Below are 20,782 nucleotides of genomic sequence, written 5' to 3'. Positions count from 1 at the left end.
GCAGGCTCTTCAAAGATTGTTCAAGACGGCTTGCCGACTGACCTGCGGATTTGAGTGACAAACCCATGCCAAAACGTACAGACATAAAAAGCATCCTGATTCTCGGCGCTGGCCCGATCGTGATCGGCCAGGCCTGCGAATTCGACTACTCCGGCGCCCAGGCCTGTAAAGCCCTGCGCGAAGAGGGTTACCGCGTCATCCTGGTGAACTCCAACCCGGCCACCATCATGACCGACCCGGCCATGGCCGATGCCACCTACATCGAGCCGATCAAGTGGCAGACCGTTGCCAAGATCATCGAGAAAGAGCGTCCGGACGCACTGCTGCCAACCATGGGCGGCCAAACTGCCCTGAACTGCGCCCTGGACCTGGAGCGCGAAGGCGTCCTGGAAAAGTTCGGCGTAGAGATGATCGGCGCCAATGCCGACACTATCGACAAGGCTGAAGACCGTTCGCGTTTCGACAAGGCCATGAAGTCCATCGGCCTGGCGTGCCCACGTTCCGGTATCGCCCACAGCATGGAAGAAGCCAACGCGGTCCTCGAGACCCTGGGGTTCCCGTGCATCATCCGTCCGTCCTTCACCATGGGCGGCACCGGTGGCGGTATCGCTTACAACCGTGAAGAGTTCGAAGAAATCTGCGCCCGTGGTCTGGACCTGTCGCCGACCAAAGAGCTGCTGATCGACGAATCCCTGATCGGCTGGAAAGAGTACGAGATGGAGGTTGTCCGCGATAAGAAGGACAACTGCATCATCGTCTGCTCCATCGAAAACTTCGACCCGATGGGCGTGCACACCGGTGACTCGATCACCGTGGCTCCGGCACAGACCCTGACCGACAAGGAATACCAGATCCTGCGTAACGCCTCCCTGGCGGTACTGCGCGAGATCGGTGTAGAAACTGGCGGCTCCAACGTTCAGTTCGGCATCTGCCCGAACACCGGCCGTATGGTCGTGATCGAAATGAACCCGCGTGTTTCCCGTTCCTCGGCCCTGGCTTCGAAAGCCACCGGTTTCCCGATCGCCAAGGTCGCGGCCAAGCTGGCTGTGGGTTACACCCTTGATGAACTGTCGAACGACATCACCGGTGGCAAGACCCCGGCGTCCTTCGAACCGTCCATCGACTACGTTGTGACCAAGCTGCCACGTTTTGCCTTCGAGAAATTCGCCAAGGCTGACGCACGCCTGACTACCCAGATGAAGTCTGTGGGTGAAGTCATGGCCATCGGCCGTACCTTCCAGGAATCCTTGCAGAAAGCCCTGCGCGGCCTGGAAGTGGGCGTTTGCGGTCTGGACGAAAAACTCGACCTGGCCAACCCGGAAAGCATGAGCGTGCTCAAGCGTGAGCTGACCGTACCGGGCGCCGAGCGTATCTGGTATGTGGCTGACGCCTTCCGTGCCGGCCTGAGCGTCGAAGACATCTTCGGTATGAACATGATCGACCCGTGGTTCCTGGTTCAGATCGAAGATCTGATCAAGGAAGAAGAGAAGGTCAAGACCCTGGGTCTGGCCAGCATCGACCGCGACATGATGTTCCGCCTCAAGCGCAAAGGTTTCTCCGACCAGCGTCTGGCCAAGTTGCTGGGCGTGACCGAGAAGAACCTGCGCACTCATCGTCACAAGCTGGAGATTTTCCCGGTCTACAAGCGCGTTGACACCTGCGCGGCCGAGTTCTCCACCGACACTGCCTACCTGTACTCCACCTACGAGGAAGAGTGCGAAGCGGCGCCGTCGGGTCGCGACAAGATCATGATCCTGGGCGGCGGTCCAAACCGTATCGGCCAAGGCATCGAGTTCGACTATTGCTGCGTACACGCCGCCCTCGCCCTGCGCGAAGACGGGTACGAGACCATCATGGTCAACTGCAACCCGGAAACGGTTTCCACTGACTACGACACCTCCGATCGCCTGTACTTCGAGCCAGTGACCCTGGAAGACGTGCTGGAAATCGTGCGCGTCGAGAAGCCCAAAGGCGTGATCGTCCAGTACGGTGGTCAAACCCCACTGAAACTGGCTCGTGCCCTGGAAGCTGCCGGCGTACCTATCATCGGTACCAGCCCGGACGCCATCGACCGTGCTGAAGACCGTGAGCGTTTCCAGCAAATGGTTGAGCGCCTGAACCTGCGTCAGCCGCCAAACGCCACCGTGCGCAGCGAAGACGAAGCCATCCGTGCAGCCAGCAAGATCGGCTACCCGCTGGTGGTGCGTCCGTCCTACGTACTGGGCGGTCGTGCGATGGAAATCGTCTACGAAGAAGAAGAGCTCAAGCGTTACCTGCGTGACGCGGTGAAAGTGTCCAACGACAGCCCGGTGCTGCTGGATCACTTCCTCAACTGCGCCATCGAAATGGACGTGGATGCTGTTTGCGACGGCACCGACGTGGTGATCGGCGCGATCATGCAGCATATCGAACAGGCTGGCGTTCACTCCGGTGACTCCGCTTGCTCGCTGCCGCCGTACTCGCTGCCGGCACATATCCAGGATGTGATGCGCGACCAGGTCAAGAAAATGGCGCTGGAGCTGGGCGTAGTCGGCCTGATGAACGTTCAGTTGGCGCTGCAAGGCGAAGACATCTACGTCATTGAAGTCAACCCGCGTGCTTCGCGTACCGTGCCATTTGTTTCCAAGTGCATCGGTGTCTCCCTGGCGATGATCGCTGCGCGTGTGATGGCCGGTAAGACCCTGAAGGAAATCGGCTTCACCCAGGAAATCATTCCGAACTTCTACAGCGTGAAAGAGGCGGTGTTCCCATTCGCCAAATTCCCTGGTGTGGACCCGATCCTGGGCCCAGAGATGAAGTCCACCGGTGAAGTCATGGGCGTCGGCGATACCTTCGGTGAAGCGTTCGCCAAGGCCCAGATGGGTGCCAGCGAAGTGCTGCCGACCGGCGGTACCGCGTTCATCAGCGTACGTGACGACGATAAGCCGCTGGTTGCAGGCGTGGCCCGTGATCTGATCAACTTGGGCTTCGAAGTCGTGGCCACCGCCGGGACCGCCAAGCTGATCGAAGCTGCCGGCCTGAAAGTGCGTCGCGTGAACAAGGTGACGGAAGGCCGTCCGCATGTGGTCGACATGATCAAGAATGACGAAGTCACCCTGATCATCAACACCACCGAGGGTCGCCAGTCGATCGCGGACTCCTACTCCATCCGTCGTAACGCCTTGCAGCACAAGATCTACTGCACCACCACCATTGCTGCTGGCGAAGCCATCTGCGAAGCGCTCAAATTCGGTCCGGAAAAGACCGTGCGTCGCTTGCAGGATCTACACGCAGGATTGAAGGCATGACCAAATACCCAATGACCGTCCAGGGCTTCAAGGCCCTGGAAGAGGAGCACGCCCACCTGACCAAGGTCGTCCGTCCGAAGCTTAGCCAGGATATCGGTACGGCCCGTGAGTTGGGTGACTTGAAGGAAAACGCCGAATACCACGCTGCTCGCGAGCAGCAGGGTATGGTCGAGGCGCGCATTCGTGACATCGAAGGCCGCCTGCAGAACTCGGTGGTCATCGATGTGACGACCATTCCGAAGACGGGCAAGGTGATTTTCGGCACTACCGTCGAAATCGCCAACGTCGAGACGGATGAAAGCGTGACCTACCACATCGTGGGTGAGGACGAGGCGGACATCAAGCAGGGCAAGATCTCTGTTGGTTCGCCGATTGCTCGCGCCTTGATCGCTAAGGAAGAAGGTGATGTGGTTGCAGTGAAAACGCCGAGCGGCGTGATCGAGTACGAGATTGTCGAAGTTCGTCACGTCTGAAAGGCGGCGCCCGCTACGTGCGGGCGCCATGCTTTGGCAACTCTCCCAGATGCTTTGGGTGGGCGGCCTGTGGTTGCTGCACATTGGCGTTTTACCGGCGCTGGGCCTGATTGGCCTGGCACCGTTGTTGATCGATGAGATCGACGGATTACTGAGTGCGTTGCTGGTGGGTTTTGCGGCGGCGTGCGTGTTGATCCAGGCATTGGTGCTGGTCAAGGCCGAAGGCTTGGAGAGTTTGTGGCGGGATATCCGCGGGCAACTGCTGTTGATGGCGTTGTATGCATGTGCAATGTATTGCATCGTGCATGTCTGGCTGCCGGAAGCGTTGCGCTGGCAGTTATTCAGCTATCTTGTGCTAGGGTTCTCCGGCCTGGTGCTGGTTATGCAGCCGGCACCGGGATGGAGTGGCAGGGCGCGCGAAGCACGCCCGTGACCCTTTGAATCATTTGAAGCGATGAACGTTCGACAGTTGCTTGTTGACGCTGAAGTTCTTGCGATACAGCAGCGCCATCTTGCCGATGACCTGAACCAGGTCCGCTTTGCCAACCTTGCACAGTTCTGCAATGGCAGCCAGGCGTGCTTCGCGATCGAGGATATTGACCTTGATCTTGATCAGTTCATGATCGTTCAGTGCGCGTTCGAATTCGGCTAGCACACCTTCAGTCAAACCGTTGTCTGCCACAATCAGAACTGGTTTCAGATGGTGGCCAATGGATTTGTACTGTTTCTTCTGCTCTTGAGTGAGCGGCATAATCTGACCCCTGCGTCTGATCTTGTAAAAAGCGGCGGCCAGTTTACCCGAGCGAGTCCGGGACCGCCCAGTTAATCACGACCCGTTTTATTTTTCGAGGTGGCCCGTGGCCCGTTCCAAAACCAGTCTTAAGTGGCTACAAGAACATTTCAACGATCCTTACGTCAAAAAGGCGCAAAAGGACGGCTACCGCTCCCGGGCCAGCTACAAACTGCTGGAACTGCAGGACAAGGACAAATTGTTTCGCCCCGGCATGAGCGTGATCGATCTGGGCGCTGCCCCGGGTGGCTGGTCCCAGGTGGCCAGTCGTCTGATTGGTGGGCAGGGCCGGTTGATCGCTTCCGACATCCTTGAGATGGACAGCATCCCGGATGTGACCTTCGTACATGGCGACTTTACCCAGGACGCTGTGTTGGCCGAGATCCTGGAAGCTGTGGGAAATTCGCAGGTAGACCTTGTGATTTCCGACATGGCCCCCAATATGAGTGGATTACCGGCGGTTGATATGCCGCGCGCCATGTTCCTGTGTGAGTTGGCACTGGATCTGGCGGGACGAGTATTGCGTCCGGGTGGTGATTTTCTGGTCAAGGTCTTCCAGGGTGAAGGCTTCGACGAGTACCACAAGAACATCCGCAAGCTGTTCGACAAGGTGCAGATGCGTAAACCGGACTCTTCCCGTGACCGGTCTCGCGAGCAGTATCTGTTGGCGCGGGGGTTCCGTGGTATCGAAGGCGCCGCTAGCGATGAGCGTCTTTAAAGGTTTGAAGGGAGTCGATAGGTTTTTTTATATCGCTTTCGTCACGAAGCTTTACGAATATTGTGTAGTCAAAGTTTCACAAAGGGTTACAGACGGCGCCTGCCAGAGTTGTAGGTAATGTAGTAAGTTAGGCCGGTGAATATCATGCGAAGCGCGCGCCAGTAGCGGAGCTTGCTTCAGAGGGTAGTTAATTGAACGATATGGCAAAGAATCTGATCCTGTGGTTGATCATCGCGGCTGTTCTGGTGACGGTGATGAACAACTTCTCCAGCCCTAACGAGCCGCAGACCCTCAACTATTCCGACTTCATCCAGCAAGTTAAGGATGGCAAGGTCGAGCGCGTAGCGGTTGATGGCTATGTGATCACCGGCAAACGCAACGACGGCGACAGCTTCAAGACCATTCGTCCGGCTATCCAGGACAACGGTCTGATCGGCGACCTGGTGGATAACCACGTGGTGGTCGAGGGCAAACAGCCTGAGCAGCAAAGCATCTGGACTCAACTCCTGGTAGCAAGCTTCCCGATTCTGGTGATCATCGCGGTGTTCATGTTCTTCATGCGCCAGATGCAAGGCGGCGCAGGTGGCAAGGGCGGGCCGATGAGCTTCGGCAAGAGCAAGGCGCGTTTGCTGTCCGAAGACCAGGTGAAAACCACCCTGGCTGACGTTGCCGGTTGCGACGAAGCCAAGGAGGAAGTCGGCGAGTTGGTTGAGTTCCTGCGCGATCCGGGCAAGTTCCAGCGCCTGGGCGGTCGCATTCCTCGCGGCGTACTGATGGTCGGTCCTCCGGGTACCGGTAAGACCTTGCTGGCCAAGGCGATTGCCGGCGAAGCCAAGGTACCTTTCTTTACCATTTCCGGTTCTGACTTCGTCGAGATGTTCGTCGGTGTCGGTGCCAGCCGTGTTCGTGACATGTTCGAGCAGGCCAAGAAGCACGCTCCATGCATTATCTTCATCGACGAAATCGACGCCGTTGGTCGCCATCGTGGTGCGGGTATGGGCGGTGGCCACGACGAGCGTGAGCAGACTCTCAACCAGTTGCTGGTTGAGATGGACGGCTTCGAAATGAACGACGGCATCATCGTTATTGCTGCAACCAACCGTCCTGACGTATTGGACCCGGCGCTGCTGCGTCCAGGTCGTTTCGACCGTCAGGTAGTGGTCGGCTTGCCGGATATTCGTGGTCGTGAACAGATTCTGAAAGTACACATGCGTAAAGTGCCGATGGGTGACGATGTGGCTCCGGCCGTGATCGCTCGTGGTACTCCGGGCTTCTCCGGTGCTGACCTCGCCAACCTGGTGAACGAGGCTTCCTTGTTCGCTGCTCGTGTCGGCAAGCGCATCGTTGAGATGAAAGAGTTCGAGTTGGCCAAAGACAAGATCATGATGGGCGCCGAGCGCAAATCCATGGTCATGTCCGAAAAAGAGAAGCAGAACACGGCTTATCACGAAGCAGGTCACGCCATTGTGGGTCGTGTTGTGCCTGAGCATGACCCGGTCTACAAGGTGTCGATCATTCCACGTGGTCGTGCTCTGGGCGTCACGATGTTCCTGCCGGAAGAGGATCGCTATAGCCTCTCCAAGCGCGCGCTGATCAGTCAGATTTGCTCGCTGTACGGTGGGCGGATTGCCGAGGAGATGACCTTGGGCTTCGATGGGGTGACCACCGGTGCCTCCAACGACATCATGCGTGCGAGCCAAATTGCGCGAAACATGGTGACCAAGTGGGGCTTGTCGGAAAAGCTGGGCCCATTGATGTATGCCGAGGAAGAAGGCGAAGTATTCCTGGGTCGTGGCGGTGGCGGTCAGAGCGCCAGCTTCTCCGGCGAGACAGCCAAGCTGATCGACTCCGAAGTGCGCAGTATCATTGACCAGTGCTACGGTACGGCCAAGCAGATCTTGACCGATAACCGTGACAAGCTGGACGCCATGGCCGATGCGCTGATGAAGTACGAGACCATTGATGCCGAGCAGATCGACGACATCATGGCCGGCCGTACGCCGCGTGAGCCTCGGGATTGGGAAGGTGGTTCGGGCACCTCTGGCACTCCGCCGGTTGTTCAGAATGAACGCCCTGAAACGCCAATCGGCGGTCCGGCAGCTGATCACTAAGGTTTGAAATGACTTCAGCGTTGTCCTCAACCCGGTTGCCTTGCGGCAACCGGGTTCTTGATTTGGCCCATACACATGTCATGGGCATTCTTAATGTAACCCCCGATTCCTTTTCCGATGGTGGCCGCTTCAGCCAGCTTGATGCTGCGTTGCGGCATGCCGAAGCGATGGTGTTGGCGGGGGCAACCTTGATTGATGTGGGCGGTGAGTCCACTCGGCCGGGTGCCCGCGTTGTATCGCCTGTTGAGGAGTTGGAGCGGGTCGCACCCATTGTCGAGCGTATTGCGCGTGAGTTGGATGTCATCATCTCGGTTGATACATCGACGCCTGCGGTCATGCGCGAAACGGCGCGTTTGGGGGCGGGCTTGATCAATGACGTGCGCTCGCTCCAGCGCGACGGCGCACTGGATGCCGCGGCGGCAACCGGTTTGCCGGTGTGTCTGATGCATATGCTGGGTGAGCCTGGCAACATGCAAGACAGCCCGCACTATGATGATCTTGTCGGTGAGGTGAGTGGTTTTCTCGCTGAGCGAATGGCAGAGTGCGCCGCTGCGGGGATTGCTGCTGAAAAGATTGTCCTCGATCCTGGGTTTGGCTTCGCCAAGACCCTGCAACACAATTTAAGCTTGTTCAAGCATATGGAAGCGCTGCATGCCCTTGGTCGGCCCCTGTTGGTCGGTGTTTCGCGCAAGAGCATGATAGGGCTGGCCTTGAATCGTCCCGTGGGCGAACGGCTGTACGGCGGTCTTGCCTTGGCGGCACTCGCGGTAACGAAGGGCGCGCGCATCTTGCGTGTGCATGATGTTGCCGAGACCGTGGATGTGGTGCGCATGCTTGCCGCCGTTGAATCAGCCCAATAAGAATGATGGAGCGCTTATGACTAAGAAATACTTTGGCACCGACGGTATCCGTGGTCGTGTCGGCGAATACCCGATTACTCCTGACTTCATGCTCAAGCTGGGCTGGGCGGCGGGTATGGCGTTCCGCAGCATGGGCGCGTGCCGAATCCTGGTGGGCAAGGACACGCGGATTTCTGGCTATATGTTCGAATCTGCCCTGGAGGCCGGCTTGTCCGCCGCCGGTGCTGATGTACTGCTTCTGGGGCCAATGCCAACGCCAGCGATTGCCTACCTGACGCGTACCTTTCACGCCGAAGCGGGCATTGTGATCAGTGCATCGCACAATCCCCATGACGACAACGGGATCAAGTTCTTCTCGGGGCAGGGCACCAAGTTGCCTGACGAGATCGAGTTGATGATTGAAGAGTTGTTGGACGCGCCGATGACGGTGGTTGAGTCCAGCAAGCTGGGTAAAGTGTCGCGCATCAACGATGCGTCAGGTCGATACATCGAGTTCTGCAAGAGCAGTGTGCCGAGTAGTACCAGTTTTGCGGGCCTGAAGCTCGTCGTCGACTGTGCCCATGGTGCGACCTATAAGGTGGCTCCGAGTGTATTCAAAGAGCTGGGTGCGCAGGTGACTGTCCTGTCGGCCCAGCCTGATGGCTTGAACATCAACGAAAATTGCGGCTCGACCCATATGGAGCAATTGCAGGCCGCTGTCTTGGCTGAGCATGCTGACTTGGGTATCGCGTTCGATGGTGATGGCGATCGCGTATTGATGGTCGATCACACCGGCGCAATCGTCGACGGTGACGAGTTGTTGTTCATTATTGCCCGCGACATGCATGAGCGTAACAAGCTCCAGGGCGGTGTTGTCGGCACGTTGATGAGCAACCTGGGCTTGGAGCTGGCCTTGGCGGATCTGGGCATTCCTTTTGTGCGTGCGAATGTGGGTGATCGTTACGTCATCGCAGAGTTGCTTGAGCGCAACTGGCTGGTGGGGGGTGAGAATTCTGGGCACGTGGTCTGCTTCCAGCACGCCACCACCGGCGATGCGATCATTGCTGCGTTGCAGGTGTTGATGGCGCTGCGGGCGCGGGGAGAGAGCCTGGCCCAGGCGCGTCAAGCGTTGCGCAAGTGTCCGCAAGTGCTGCTCAACGTGCGCTTCGCTGGCGGCGAAAACCCGATTGAGCACCCGGCTGTCAAAGACGCCTGCGAGCGCGTAACCCTTGCTATGGCGGGGCGTGGTCGCGTGTTGTTGCGCAAGTCCGGCACAGAGCCTTTGGTGCGTGTGATGGTCGAAGGTGACGACGAAACACAGGTTCGTGCCCACGCTGAAGACCTGGCAAAACTGGTAACTGAAGTTTGCGCTTGAATTCGGCTTGCCAGTGATGATGTGGTTGGGTAACATCTGCGCCCACTTTGACCGACGAGGTACAGCATGCGTCGCACTATGGTAGCTGGTAACTGGAAGATGCACGGTACCCGCGCCAGTGTCGCTGAGCTGATCAATGGCCTTCGTCACTTGGCCTTGCCGAGCGGTGTTGATATCGCGGTTTTCCCGCCTTGCTTGCATATCACCCAAGTGGTTGATGGCTTGAAAGGCAAGTCGATTCAGGTCGGCGCGCAGAATTCTGCGGTGGAAGCCATGCAAGGTGCGTTGACGGGTGAAATTGCGCCGAGTCAGCTGGTCGATGCGGGTTGTTCCTATGTGCTTGTCGGGCACTCCGAGCGCCGTCAGATGATGGGCGAGCGTGATGGGACACTCAATCGCAAGTTCGCAGCGGCACAGGCTTGTGGCTTGATTCCAGTGTTGTGCGTAGGGGAAACCCTGGCGGAGCGCGAATCGGGCAAGACTCTTGAAGTTGTCTCGCGTCAGCTGGGCAGCATCATCGAGGAGCTGGGTGTCGGTGCTTTTGCAAAGGCAGTTATTGCTTACGAGCCGGTCTGGGCCATTGGTACCGGGCTGACTGCTACACCGCAACAAGCGCAGGATGTGCACGCAGCCATCCGCGCGCAGTTGGCGGCAGAGAATTCTGAAGTCGCACAAGGTGTGCGTCTTCTATACGGCGGCAGCGTGAAGGCGGCCAATGCGGTCGAACTGTTCGGCATGCCGGATATCGATGGGGGGCTCATTGGTGGAGCTTCCCTGAATGCAGATGAGTTCGGTGCGATCTGTCGCGCCGCGGGAAACTGAAAAAATGCTGGAAACAGTCGTAGTCGTTTTTCATCTGTTGGCTGCCCTGGGCGTAGTTGCCCTGGTTTTGTTGCAACAGGGTAAAGGTGCGGATGCTGGTGCGTCTTTCGGTGCAGGTGCTTCAAATACTGTGTTCGGAAGCCAAGGTTCCTCTACCTTTCTTAGTAAGTTTACTGCTATACTTGCCGCCGGTTTCTTCATAACCAGCTTGGGGTTAGGTTACTTTGCTAAAGAGAAGGCTCATGTGCTGACTCAAGTAGGTTTGCCAAACCCAGCAGTGTTGGAAGTACCAAAAGCAAAACCGGCTTCTGATGATGTCCCGGTGCTTCAAGAGCAAAAGTCGGCTACTCCAGCGACTGACGTACCTCCAGCTCAAGAGCAGAAGTAAGAAGAGTTTTAAACGCTGTATTGCCGAGGTGGTGGAATTGGTAGACACGCAACCTTGAGGTGGTTGTGCCCATAGGGTGTAGGGGTTCGAGTCCCCTTCTCGGTACCAATTATCAGGAGAGCCCGCTGTTGCGGGCTTTCTTGTAGGTGGAAGGTTACATTGACCCTGTAAGGGATCGGTCGTATACTTCCGCCCCAGCTTTGTCGCGGGGTGGAGCAGTCTGGTAGCTCGTCGGGCTCATAACCCGAAGGTCGTCGGTTCAAATCCGGCCCCCGCAACCAGTTTTAGCGGAGCCCCTTTTAAGGGGCTTTTTGTTAGCTGGACACTTTCAACGCCGCTGTTCGACGGCGTTTCAAGGATGGGCGTTTCGCCCATTTTTTTATTTTGCACAGCATGCACATACATGCACGAGGGGGTTCAGGTGTCGAGCAAGCTAGAAGAGTTGCAGGCCTTGCTGGCCCCGGTGGTCGTGGCCCTAGGCTATGAATGCTGGGGTATTGAGTTTTCGGCTCAAGGTCGCCACTCAATGTTGCGCGTTTATATCGATAAAGAGGGCGGCGTGCTGGTGGACGATTGTGCCATTGTCAGCCGTCAGATCAGCGGTGTGCTGGATGTTGAAGATCCAATTTCCGTTGAATACACCCTCGAAGTTTCCTCGCCAGGCATGGAACGCCCACTGTTCACTATTGATCAGTTTGCAAAATTTGCCGGTGAACAAGTGAAGATCAGGCTGCGATCTCCCTTCGACGGGCGACGCAACTTTCAGGGCCTTCTGCGCGGTGTAGAAGAGCAGGACGTCGTGGTGCAGGTAGAAGACCATGAATTCCTGTTGCCGATCGATATGATCGACAAGGCCAACATTATTCCCAGTTTTGACTGAGACGCGGATCCCGCGGATCCAATGGCTTGCGAAAGGCGAGGCGTACGATGAGCAAAGAAGTACTGCTGGTTGTTGAGTCGGTATCCAATGAAAAGGGTGTACCGGCAGACGTGATTTTTGAAGCGCTGGAGCTGGCCCTGGCCACTGCTACCAAAAAGCGTTTTGAAGACGAAGTTGACCTGCGTGTGGAAATCAACCGCCACACCGGTGCCTATGAGACTTTCCGTCGTTGGACGGTGGTCGAAGAGGACGATCTTGATGATCCGGCCATCGAAACCTGGCCAAGCAAGGTTGCGCAAACGCACCCGGGCGCCAAGGTCGGTGATGTCGTCGAAGAAAAGATCGAGTCGATCGAGTTCGGCCGTATTGCTGCACAGACCGCCAAGCAGGTCATCGTGCAGAAGGTTCGCGAAGCCGAGCGCGCTCAAGTCGTTGACGCTTATCGCGAGCGCCTGGGTGAAATCATCTCCGGCACCGTGAAAAAAGTTACCCGCGACAACGTGATCGTTGACCTGGGCAACAACGCCGAAGCGTTGCTGGCCCGCGAAGACATCATTTCTCGCGAAACCTTCCGTGTTGGCGTGCGTCTGCGTGCGCTGCTCAAGGAAATCCGCACCGAGAACCGCGGCCCTCAGTTGATCCTGTCGCGTACCGCGCCGGAAATGCTGATCGAGCTGTTCCGTATCGAAGTGCCGGAAATCGCCGAAGGCCTGATCGAAGTCATGGCTGCGTCCCGCGACCCGGGTTCGCGCGCCAAGATTGCGGTCCGCTCCAAGGACAAACGCATCGACCCGCAAGGTGCTTGCATTGGTATGCGCGGTTCGCGCGTCCAGGCAGTGTCGGGTGAGTTGGGCGGTGAGCGTGTCGATATCGTCCTGTGGGACGATAACCCGGCGCAGTTCGTGATCAACGCCATGTCGCCGGCTGAAGTGGCGGCAATTATCGTTGACGAAGATGCCCATGCAATGGACATCGCCGTTGGCGCTGACAATCTGGCTCAGGCCATTGGTCGTGGTGGTCAGAACGTGCGTCTGGCCAGCCAACTGACCGGTTGGACCCTGAACGTGATGACCGAATCGGACATCCAGGCTAAGCAGCAAGCTGAAACCGGTGACATCCTGCGCAACTTCATCGACGAGCTGGAAGTCGACGAAGAGCTGGCACAGGTGCTGGTCGATGAAGGCTTCACCAGCCTGGAAGAGATTGCCTACGTACCGTTGGAAGAAATGCTCAACATCGACGGCTTTGACGAAGATATCGTCAACGAGCTTCGTGCTCGGGCCAAGGATCGTTTGTTGACTAAAGCCATCGCTACTGAGGAAAAGCTGGCAGACGCCCATCCGGCCGAAGACCTGCTCTCGCTTGAGGGTATGGACAAGGATTTGGCGATGGAACTGGCGGTGCGCGGCGTAATTACCCGCGAAGACCTGGCCGAGCAGTCTATTGACGATCTGCTCGACATCGACGGCATTGACGATGATCGTGCCGGCAAGTTGATCATGGCCGCCCGAGCCCATTGGTTCGAGTAACTAGGCGCGGCCTGAGGAGAGAAGTGCATGACGCAAGTCACGGTGAAACAACTGGCCGATGAGGTCAAAACACCGGTAGAGCGCCTGTTGCAGCAGATGCGTGAGGCAGGTCTGCCGCACACCGCCGCCGATGAAGGTGTGAGCGATAGTGAGAAGCAGTCTTTGCTGACTCACTTGAAGAGCAGCCACAAGGCGAAAGTGGAAGAACCGCGCAAGATTACACTGCAGCGCAAAACCACCAGCACCCTGCGTGTTGCTGGTAGCAAGAGCATCAGCGTTGAAGTACGCAAGAAGAAAGTCTTCGTACAACGTAGCCCGGAAGAAATCGAAGCCGAGCGCAAGCGTGAGCTGGATGAGCGTCGCGCAGTAGAAAATGCTGCTCGTCAGAAGGCTGAAGAAGAAGCCAAGCGTCGCGCCGAAGAAGAAGCGCGTCGCCAGCCTGCTGCTGCGCAACCTGCTGCCGCTGAAGCCGTTGCCGCGCCTAGCGCGCCGGTTGAAGCTGTGCGTGAGGCCGCTCCGGTTGCCGCTGCACCAGCACCAGCCCCTACCGCTGATGCTCGCAAGCGTGATGAACAGCGTCGCCCAGACAAACCACGTGCTGACGATAACAATCGTCGCGGTGGTGGTGGCGATGGCGAGCGCAAAAACGCTCCGCATCGCGCCTCGGTCAAAGAGAAAGCACCTGCTCCACGCGTTGCCCCACGTACTACCGACGAAGAAAGCGATGGCTTCCGTCGTGGTGGTCGCGGCAAGGCCAAGCTGAAAAAACGCAACGCCCACGGTTTCCAGAGCCCAACCGGCCCTGTCGTGCGTGAAGTGAAGATCGGCGAGACCATCACTGTTGGCGATCTCGCCCAGCAGATGTCGGTCAAGGCAGCTGAAATCATCAAGTTCATGTTCAAGCTGGGTACTCCGGCCACCATCAACCAGGTACTGGATCAGGAAACTGCCCAACTGGTTGCTGAGGAGTTGGGCCACAAAGTGACCCTGGTCAGCGACACCGCCCTGGAAGATTCCCTGGCTGAGTCCCTGAAGTTTGAAGGTGAGGCGGTTTCCCGTGCGCCGGTTGTGACCGTAATGGGCCACGTTGACCACGGTAAAACCTCCCTGCTCGACTACATCCGTCGTGCCAAGGTAGCTGCTGGCGAAGCCGGCGGTATCACCCAGCATATCGGTGCGTACCACGTTGAAACCGACCGTGGCATGGTGACGTTCCTCGACACCCCTGGTCACGCTGCGTTTACCGCAATGCGTGCCCGTGGTGCCAAGGCGACCGACATCGTGATCCTGGTGGTTGCAGCGGACGACGGCGTGATGCCACAAACCATCGAAGCCGTTCAGCATGCCAAGGCAGCTGGCGTTCCGCTGGTGGTTGCAGTGAACAAAATCGACAAGCCGGGCGCTGATCTTGATCGCATCCGTAGCGAACTGTCGGTTCACGGTGTGACATCCGAAGAGTGGGGCGGTGACACTCCATTCGTACCAGTCTCCGCGAAAATGGGTACTGGCGTTGACGAACTGCTCGAAGCCGTTCTGTTGCAAGCCGAAGTCCTGGAACTGACCGCTACTCCATCGGCTCCTGGCCGTGGCGTTGTGGTTGAATCCCGCCTCGACAAGGGCCGTGGCCCAGTTGCGACCGTACTGGTTCAAGACGGTACCCTGCGCCAAGGCGACATGGTGCTGGTCGGTTCGAACTACGGCCGTGTACGTGCCATGCTCGACGAGAACGGCAAGCCAATCAAGGAAGCAGGTCCTGCTATCCCGGTCGAGATCCTCGGCCTGGACGGTACCCCGGACGCTGGCGACGAGATGAGCGTGGTTGCCGACGAGAAGAAAGCCCGTGAAGTGGCTCTGTTCCGTCAAGGCAAGTTCCGTGAAGTCAAGCTGGCCCGTGCTCACGCCGGCAAGCTGGAAAACATCTTCGAGAACATGGGCCAGGAAGAGAAGAAGACGCTTAACATCGTCCTCAAATCTGACGTACGTGGTTCCCTCGAAGCGTTGAACGGCGCCTTGAACGGCCTGGGTAACGACGAAGTGCAAGTGCGCGTTGTCGGTGGCGGTGTCGGTGGTATCACCGAATCCGACGCCAACCTGGCACTGGCTTCCAACGCTGTTCTGTTCGGCTTCAACGTGCGTGCCGATGCCGGCGCTCGCAAGATCGTCGAGCAAGAAGGCCTGGACATGCGTTACTACAACGTCATTTACGACATCATCGAAGACGTCAAGAAAGCCCTTACCGGCATGCTTGGCAGCGACGTTCGGGAGAACATCCTGGGTATCGCCGAGGTGCGTGACGTGTTCCGCTCGCCGAAATTCGGCGCGATCGCCGGCTGCATGGTTGTCGAAGGCACCGTGTACCGTAACCGTCCAATCCGTGTACTGCGTGACGACATCGTTATCTTCGAAGGCGAGCTGGAATCCCTGCGCCGCTTCAAGGATGACGCTTCCGAAGTACGTGCCGGCATGGAATGCGGTATCGGCGTCAAGAGCTACAACGACGTCAAGGTGGGCGACAAGATCGAAGTCTTCGAGAAGGTTCAGGTTGCTCGCAGCCTCTAACTCGCGCACTTCCGGAGCCACGCGGCGTGTGGGCATGCAAATGCCCCGCGCTGTGTACGGACTCTAAACGCAACGCCCGGTCTGGCTTTTGTCAGGCCGGGCGTTTGCCGCTTTCAGACCCCACGGGTTTCACCGTGTGGCAGTAACAGGTAACAAGACATGGCAAAAGAATACAGCCGTACCCAACGTATCGGCGATCAGATGCAGCGTGAGCTGGCCCAACTGATCCGTCGCGAAGTCAAAGACCCGCGCGTTGGCCTGGTCACCATCACCGCTGTAGAAGTGAGCCGTGACGTGGGTCACGCCAAGATCTTCATCACCGTGATGGGGCAGGACAACAGCGAAGAAATCGCACAAAGCATCAAGGTGCTCAACTCGGCAGCCGGTTTCCTGCGCATGCAGTTGGCCCGTGAAATGAAGCTGCGCAGCGTTCCCCAGTTGCACTTCCACTACGACGAAAGCGTCGTGCGTGGTGCGCACCTGTCGGCCCTGATCGAGCGCGCCGTGGCTGAAGACAGCCAGCACCCGTCCACACCTGAAGACGCCAAGGAGTAAGCGGTGGCTCAGGTCAAACGTATCCGTCGCAACGTCAGCGGCATCATCCTGCTCGACAAGCCCATTGGTTTTACCTCCAATGCGGCGTTGCAGAAGGTCCGCTGGCTGCTCAACGCCGAAAAGGCCGGGCACACCGGCAGCCTCGATCCCTTGGCCACCGGTGTACTGCCGTTGTGCTTTGGCGAGGCCACCAAGTTCTCGCAATACCTGCTTGATTCCGACAAGGGTTACGAAACCCTGATGCAACTGGGCAAGACCACCACCACGGCCGACGCCGAAGGTGATGTTTTGCAGGTTCGCGACGTGACCGTTGGTCGTGCTGATATCGAAGCGGCTTTACCCGCTTTTCGTGGGCAAATCAGTCAGATACCGCCGATGTACTCGGCGCTCAAGCGTGATGGCCAGCCTCTTTACAAGCTGGCTCGTGCGGGTGAAGTAGTGGAGCGCGAAGCGCGTTCTGTTACTATTGCGCGCTTGGAATTGCTCGCCTGTGAAGGCGACACCGCCCGGTTGGCCGTGGACTGCAGCAAAGGCACCTATATCCGTACCCTGGTGGAAGATATTGGTGAACAGCTCGGTTGCGGCGCGTACGTTGCAGAACTGCGACGCACCCAGGCCGGTCCGTTCAGCCTGGCCCAGACGGTTACGCTGGAAGAGCTGGAAGCGGTACATGCCGAAGGTGGCAACGAAGCGGTTGATCGCTTCCTGATGCCGTCGGACAGCGGTTTGCTCGATTGGCCATTGCTGCACTTCTCGGAGCACAGCGCGTTCTACTGGCTCAACGGCCAGCCGGTACGTGCCCCGGATGCCCCGAAGTTCGGCATGGTGCGGGTACAAGATCACAATGGTCGCTTTATCGGTATCGGTGAAGTGAGCGAAGACGGGCGCATCGCGCCGCGTCGACTGATTCGGTCAGAATGACCGAACGAGGGTGGCTGTTAATAGGCACGGTCACTACTCATTTTTAGATACAGGGATTTGTCCCTGGCCTATTGAGACTGTTTTTCTGAAACAGTTTCCTGATAAAAGGATTGCCTCATGGCTCTCGACGTTCAAGAAAAAGCACAAATCGTAGCTGACTACCAGCAAGCTGTTGGTGACACTGGTTCGCCAGAAGTGCAAGTTGCACTGCTGACCCACAACATCAACAAGCTGCAAGGTCACTTCAAGGCCAACGGTAAAGATCACCACTCCCGTCGTGGTCTGATCCGCATGGTAAACCAGCGTCGTAAGCTGCTGGACTACCTGAAGGGCAAGGACGTGAGCCGTTACAGCTCGCTGATCGCTCGCCTGGGTCTGCGTCGCTAATAAGCGATTGCGCTAGAGGTTGGTTGTCTGCCGTGTATCAGTGGGATTCCCGCTGGCCCATGGTAGGCTCCCAGCCTCAAGTTTTATCTGGATACACGTTTTACCCTGGACCAGGTTCGGGCCGATTCCCGACATTGCCCAAGAATTTCGCAAGAAGACAAGTTCCCCCAAGAGCCACAAAGAAGGTAGGACACCGTGAACCCGGTTATCAAAAAATTCCAGTTCGGTCAGTCGACCGTTACCCTCGAGACAGGCCGTATTGCCCGTCAAGCCTCCGGCGCAGTGCTGGTTACCGTTGACGACGACGTTACCGTATTGGTAACCGTGGTTGGCGCCAAGACCGCTGACCCAAGCAAAGGCTTCTTCCCTCTTTCCGTTCACTACCAGGAAAAAACTTACGCTGCCGGTAAGATCCCTGGCGGTTTCTTCAAGCGCGAAGGCCGTCCTTCCGAGAAAGAAACCCTGACTTCCCGACTGATCGACCGTCCGATCCGTCCGCTGTTCCCAGAAGGCTTCATGAACGAAGTGCAGGTTGTCTGCACCGTCGTTTCCACCAGCAAGAAGACCGATCCGGACATCGCTGCGATGATCGGTACCTCGGCTGCCCTGGCTATCTCCGGCATTCCTTTCGATGGCCCGATCGGCGCCGCACGTGTGGCTTTCCACGAAAGCACCGGCTACCTGCTGAACCCGACTTACGAACAACTGAAAGCATCGAGCCTGGACATGGTCGTTGCCGGTACTTCGGAAGCCGTGCTGATGGTTGAATCGGAAGCCAAAGAGCTGACCGAAGACCAGATGCTGGGTGCCGTACTGTTCGCCCACGACGAATTCCAAGCGGTCATCAAGGCTGTTACCGAGCTGGCTGCCGAAGCGGCCAAGCCAACCTGGACCTGGGCTCCACAAGCAGAAGCCACTGAACTGCTGGGCGCTATCCGCTCCGAGTTCGGCGCTGCCATCTCCGACGCCTACACCATCACCGTCAAGGCCGACCGTTACGCTCGCCTGGGCGAGTTGAAGGATCAGGTTGTAGCCAAGCTGTCCGGTGAAGAAGGCCAGCCTTCCTCCAGCGACGTCAAAGCTGCATTCGGCGAAATCGAATACCGCACCGTTCGCGAAAACATCGTTAACGGCAAGCCACGTATCGATGGTCGCGACACTCGCACCGTACGTCCGCTGAACATCGAAGTCGGCGTTCTGCCGAAGACTCACGGTTCGGCCCTGTTCACCCGTGGTGAAACCCAGGCCCTGGTAGTCGCGACCCTGGGCACCGCCCGTGACGCACAGCTGCTGGACACCCTGGAAGGCGAGAAAAAAGACCCGTTCATGCTGCACTACAACTTCCCGCCGTTCTCGGTGGGCGAGTGTGGTCGCATGGGTGGCGCTGGTCGTCGCGAAATCGGTCACGGCCGTCTGGCACGTCGTTCGGTACAGGCCATGCTGCCTGCTGCTGACGTGTTCCCGTACACCATCCGTGTTGTATCGGAAATCACCGAGTCCAACGGTTCCAGCTCCATGGCTTCCGTGTGTGGTGCTTCCCTGGCGCTGATGGACGCTGGTGTGCCGATGAAGGCGCCGGTTGCCGGTATCGCCATGGGCCTGGTTAAAGAAGGCGAGAAGTTCGCCATCCTGACCGACATCCTGGGTGACGAAGACCACCTGGGCGACATGGACTTCAAAGTAGCCGGTACCGCCAAAGGTGTGACTGCGCTGCAGATGGACATCAAGATCAAGGGCATCACCGAAGAAATCATGGAAATCGCCCTGGGCCAAGCCCTGGAAGCGCGCCTGAACATTCTCGGTCAGATGAACCAGATCATTGGTCAGTCCCGTACCGAACTGTCGGAAAATGCTCCGACCATGATCGCGATGAAAATCGACACCGACAAAATCCGTGATGTTATCGGTAAAGGCGGCGCGACCATTCGTGCGATCTGTGAAGAGACCAAGGCTTCGATCGACATCGAAGACGACGGCTCGATCAAGATCTTCGGCGAAACCAAGGAAGCGGCTGAAGCCGCACGTCAGCGCGTTCTGGGCATTACCGCTGAGGCCGAGATCGGCAAGATCTACGTCGGTAAGGTTGAGCGTATCGTCGACTTCGGCGCATTCGTCAACATCCTGCCAGGCAAAGACGGTCTGGTTCACATCTCCATGCTGAGCGACGCTCGCGTAGAGAAAGTGACCGACATTCTGAAAGAAGGCCAGGAAGTGGAAGTGCTGGTACTGGACGTGGACAACCGCGGCCGTATCAAGCTGTCCATCAAGGACGTAGCAGCTGCCAAGGCTTCGGGCGTTTAATTACTCCCAGGCTTTACGCTGAAAAAAGGACTCTTCGGAGTCCTTTTTTTATGGGCGCTGGAAAGTGAAAGGAAATCAGCCGTTTACCGCCAGGCAAAAGCCGCAACTTGCATGCAGGCACGATGGCGTTCATGCAAGTTGCACGATTCCGGAAAATCCTGAATTTTATAAGTTATTGATTTATAAGGTAAATATTCGAATCTAAAACTTGGCACAGCGCCTGCAATAGTACAGGTAACCCTGCAGCATTAACGTTGAAACGCTGCAGACCTTAGAAAAAACAGGAGTTACTCGTATGAAGAAGTTCGCTATCGCTGCTGCAACTGCCACCGCGCTGACCCTGACCATGGCTAACGTTGCGTTCGCCCAAACTTCCCAGGCTCCAATGGTTGTAGCCGCCGGTGAAGTGACCAAGGCCAAAGAAGCGACATCCGACACCTGGATCACCACCAAAGTGAAAAGTGACCTGGTGACCGAGAAAGGCATTCCTGGCACCGACATCAAAGTCGAAACCAACAAAGGTGTAGTTTCCCTGTCGTCGACCGTCGCAGTGACCGAAGCGCAGAAAACCACCGCGGTGAATATCACCAAGAAAATCAAAGGCGTTAAAGCTGTATCGGCCGACGGCCTGAAAGCAGAGTAACGCTCAAAGAATCGTCTTGAACTAGACGGCGGCGGCGGCGAGTGAGTTAGATATCCACTCAATGCACCTCTGGAGTTCATGCGACCGGCCACAAGGATGTGGCCATTACAGGCCCCGGCATTCGTGTCGGGGCCTGTTCTATTGTGGGTTGGAATGCTGACTGAAAGACGATGAAGATCAAATGTGGGAGGGGGCTTGCCCTAA

Annotated in this window: 18 protein-coding genes and 2 tRNA genes; 19 read left to right on the top strand and 1 reads right to left on the bottom strand. The window is 57.5% G+C overall.

The features are described 5' to 3' along the window. Positions 1 to 65 precede the first annotated feature (65 nt). Genes carB through DYL61_RS16180 form a run of 3 tightly spaced genes read left to right on the top strand, consistent with a single transcriptional unit; the run spans position 66 to position 4,193 of the window. A complete protein-coding gene (gene carB, locus DYL61_RS16190; protein WP_105698713.1) occupies positions 66 to 3,287 on the top strand; it encodes a carbamoyl-phosphate synthase large subunit in 3,222 nt (1,073 codons plus the stop codon). After that, complete coding sequence (greA, locus tag DYL61_RS16185; protein WP_105698714.1) at positions 3,284 to 3,760, top strand: transcription elongation factor GreA; 477 nt, start codon at positions 3,284 to 3,286, stop codon at positions 3,758 to 3,760. The genes carB and greA overlap by 4 nt, the downstream gene beginning before the upstream one ends. A gap of 28 nt (positions 3,761 to 3,788) precedes the next feature. Further along, positions 3,789 to 4,193, top strand: coding sequence for an MFS transporter (locus DYL61_RS16180; protein WP_135309145.1), 405 nt, complete (start codon positions 3,789 to 3,791; stop codon positions 4,191 to 4,193). A 9-nt stretch (positions 4,194 to 4,202) separates the two neighbouring features. On the opposite strand, the gene DYL61_RS16175 is transcribed toward DYL61_RS16180, so the two are convergent. Next, positions 4,203 to 4,511 (bottom strand): YhbY family RNA-binding protein, encoded by a 309-nt coding sequence (locus tag DYL61_RS16175; protein WP_010206607.1) that lies wholly within the window; start codon positions 4,509 to 4,511, stop codon positions 4,203 to 4,205. Positions 4,512 to 4,617: 106 nt separating this feature from the next. Here DYL61_RS16175 and rlmE point away from each other — a divergent pair, with 106 nt between their 5' ends. From rlmE to DYL61_RS16095, 16 genes are all read left to right on the top strand, one after another. Next, positions 4,618 to 5,268 carry a 23S rRNA (uridine(2552)-2'-O)-methyltransferase RlmE gene (gene rlmE, locus DYL61_RS16170; protein ID WP_010206606.1) on the top strand — a complete coding sequence of 217 codons (651 nt, stop codon included), beginning with the start codon at positions 4,618 to 4,620 and terminating at the stop codon, positions 5,266 to 5,268. A gap of 200 nt (positions 5,269 to 5,468) precedes the next feature. Further along, positions 5,469 to 7,379 carry an ATP-dependent zinc metalloprotease FtsH gene (ftsH, locus tag DYL61_RS16165; protein ID WP_105698716.1) on the top strand — a complete coding sequence of 637 codons (1,911 nt, stop codon included), beginning with the start codon at positions 5,469 to 5,471 and terminating at the stop codon, positions 7,377 to 7,379. Positions 7,380 to 7,387: 8 nt separating this feature from the next. After that, positions 7,388 to 8,239 carry a dihydropteroate synthase gene (gene folP / locus DYL61_RS16160; protein WP_135309144.1) on the top strand — a complete coding sequence of 284 codons (852 nt, stop codon included), beginning with the start codon at positions 7,388 to 7,390 and terminating at the stop codon, positions 8,237 to 8,239. Between the two features lie 16 nt (positions 8,240 to 8,255). Next, on the top strand, positions 8,256 to 9,593 hold the full coding sequence (gene glmM, locus DYL61_RS16155; RefSeq protein ID WP_135309143.1) for a phosphoglucosamine mutase: 1,338 nt from the start codon (positions 8,256 to 8,258) through the stop codon (positions 9,591 to 9,593). 66 nt (positions 9,594 to 9,659) lie between these two features. Next, a complete protein-coding gene (tpiA, locus tag DYL61_RS16150; RefSeq protein WP_135309142.1) occupies positions 9,660 to 10,415 on the top strand; it encodes a triose-phosphate isomerase in 756 nt (251 codons plus the stop codon). A gap of 4 nt (positions 10,416 to 10,419) precedes the next feature. Further along, complete coding sequence (gene secG / locus DYL61_RS16145) at positions 10,420 to 10,803, top strand: preprotein translocase subunit SecG (protein WP_010206600.1); 384 nt, start codon at positions 10,420 to 10,422, stop codon at positions 10,801 to 10,803. Between the two features lie 22 nt (positions 10,804 to 10,825). After that, a tRNA-Leu gene (locus DYL61_RS16140) sits at positions 10,826 to 10,911 on the top strand. A gap of 96 nt (positions 10,912 to 11,007) precedes the next feature. After that, a tRNA-Met gene (locus DYL61_RS16135) sits at positions 11,008 to 11,084 on the top strand. A 140-nt stretch (positions 11,085 to 11,224) separates the two neighbouring features. After that, positions 11,225 to 11,683, top strand: a complete 459-nt coding sequence (rimP, locus tag DYL61_RS16130) for a ribosome maturation factor RimP (RefSeq protein ID WP_167497971.1) — start codon at positions 11,225 to 11,227, stop codon at positions 11,681 to 11,683. Positions 11,684 to 11,730: 47 nt separating this feature from the next. Next, positions 11,731 to 13,212, top strand: coding sequence for a transcription termination factor NusA (nusA, locus tag DYL61_RS16125; RefSeq protein WP_105698720.1), 1,482 nt, complete (start codon positions 11,731 to 11,733; stop codon positions 13,210 to 13,212). 27 nt (positions 13,213 to 13,239) lie between these two features. After that, a complete protein-coding gene (gene infB, locus DYL61_RS16120; RefSeq protein ID WP_135309140.1) occupies positions 13,240 to 15,771 on the top strand; it encodes a translation initiation factor IF-2 in 2,532 nt (843 codons plus the stop codon). Positions 15,772 to 15,930: 159 nt separating this feature from the next. Then, positions 15,931 to 16,326: a 30S ribosome-binding factor RbfA gene (rbfA, locus tag DYL61_RS16115; protein ID WP_003176137.1), complete on the top strand. Its 396-nt coding sequence runs from the start codon at positions 15,931 to 15,933 to the stop codon at positions 16,324 to 16,326. Between the two features lie 3 nt (positions 16,327 to 16,329). Continuing rightward, entirely contained in the window at positions 16,330 to 17,247 is a 918-nt protein-coding gene (gene truB, locus DYL61_RS16110) for a tRNA pseudouridine(55) synthase TruB (RefSeq protein ID WP_135309139.1), read from the top strand. 117 nt (positions 17,248 to 17,364) lie between these two features. Further along, complete coding sequence (rpsO, locus tag DYL61_RS16105; protein WP_020299907.1) at positions 17,365 to 17,634, top strand: 30S ribosomal protein S15; 270 nt, start codon at positions 17,365 to 17,367, stop codon at positions 17,632 to 17,634. Positions 17,635 to 17,829: 195 nt separating this feature from the next. Continuing rightward, the gene (pnp, locus tag DYL61_RS16100; protein WP_016973759.1) at positions 17,830 to 19,935 is read left to right on the top strand and encodes a polyribonucleotide nucleotidyltransferase; all 2,106 of its coding nucleotides are present in this window, start codon (positions 17,830 to 17,832) and stop codon (positions 19,933 to 19,935) included. A gap of 295 nt (positions 19,936 to 20,230) precedes the next feature. After that, positions 20,231 to 20,578 carry a BON domain-containing protein gene (locus DYL61_RS16095; protein ID WP_025857115.1) on the top strand — a complete coding sequence of 116 codons (348 nt, stop codon included), beginning with the start codon at positions 20,231 to 20,233 and terminating at the stop codon, positions 20,576 to 20,578. The last annotated feature ends 204 nt before the right edge of the window (positions 20,579 to 20,782 follow it).

The sequence above is a fragment of the Pseudomonas nabeulensis genome (assembly GCF_004682045.1).
In the GTDB taxonomy this organism is placed as follows: domain Bacteria; phylum Pseudomonadota; class Gammaproteobacteria; order Pseudomonadales; family Pseudomonadaceae; genus Aquipseudomonas; species Aquipseudomonas nabeulensis.
This window is presented reverse-complemented; position numbering and strand designations above follow the sequence as displayed.

Bases quoted from the DNA above. Each gene is read 5' to 3' on its own strand.
- carB (WP_105698713.1), top strand. From the start codon at position 66: ATGCCAAAACGTACAGACATAAAAAGCATCCTGATTCTCGGCGCTGGC.
- greA (WP_105698714.1), top strand. From the start codon at position 3,284: ATGACCAAATACCCAATGACCGTCCAGGGCTTCAAGGCCCTGGAAGAG.
- DYL61_RS16180 (WP_135309145.1), top strand. From the start codon at position 3,789: ATGCTTTGGCAACTCTCCCAGATGCTTTGGGTGGGCGGCCTGTGGTTG.
- DYL61_RS16175 (WP_010206607.1), bottom strand. From the start codon at position 4,511: ATGCCGCTCACTCAAGAGCAGAAGAAACAGTACAAATCCATTGGCCAC.
- ftsH (WP_105698716.1), top strand. From the start codon at position 5,469: ATGGCAAAGAATCTGATCCTGTGGTTGATCATCGCGGCTGTTCTGGTG.
- folP (WP_135309144.1), top strand. From the start codon at position 7,388: ATGACTTCAGCGTTGTCCTCAACCCGGTTGCCTTGCGGCAACCGGGTT.
- glmM (WP_135309143.1), top strand. From the start codon at position 8,256: ATGACTAAGAAATACTTTGGCACCGACGGTATCCGTGGTCGTGTCGGC.
- tpiA (WP_135309142.1), top strand. From the start codon at position 9,660: ATGCGTCGCACTATGGTAGCTGGTAACTGGAAGATGCACGGTACCCGC.
- secG (WP_010206600.1), top strand. From the start codon at position 10,420: ATGCTGGAAACAGTCGTAGTCGTTTTTCATCTGTTGGCTGCCCTGGGC.
- nusA (WP_105698720.1), top strand. From the start codon at position 11,731: ATGAGCAAAGAAGTACTGCTGGTTGTTGAGTCGGTATCCAATGAAAAG.
- infB (WP_135309140.1), top strand. From the start codon at position 13,240: ATGACGCAAGTCACGGTGAAACAACTGGCCGATGAGGTCAAAACACCG.
- rbfA (WP_003176137.1), top strand. From the start codon at position 15,931: ATGGCAAAAGAATACAGCCGTACCCAACGTATCGGCGATCAGATGCAG.
- rpsO (WP_020299907.1), top strand. From the start codon at position 17,365: ATGGCTCTCGACGTTCAAGAAAAAGCACAAATCGTAGCTGACTACCAG.
- DYL61_RS16095 (WP_025857115.1), top strand. From the start codon at position 20,231: ATGAAGAAGTTCGCTATCGCTGCTGCAACTGCCACCGCGCTGACCCTG.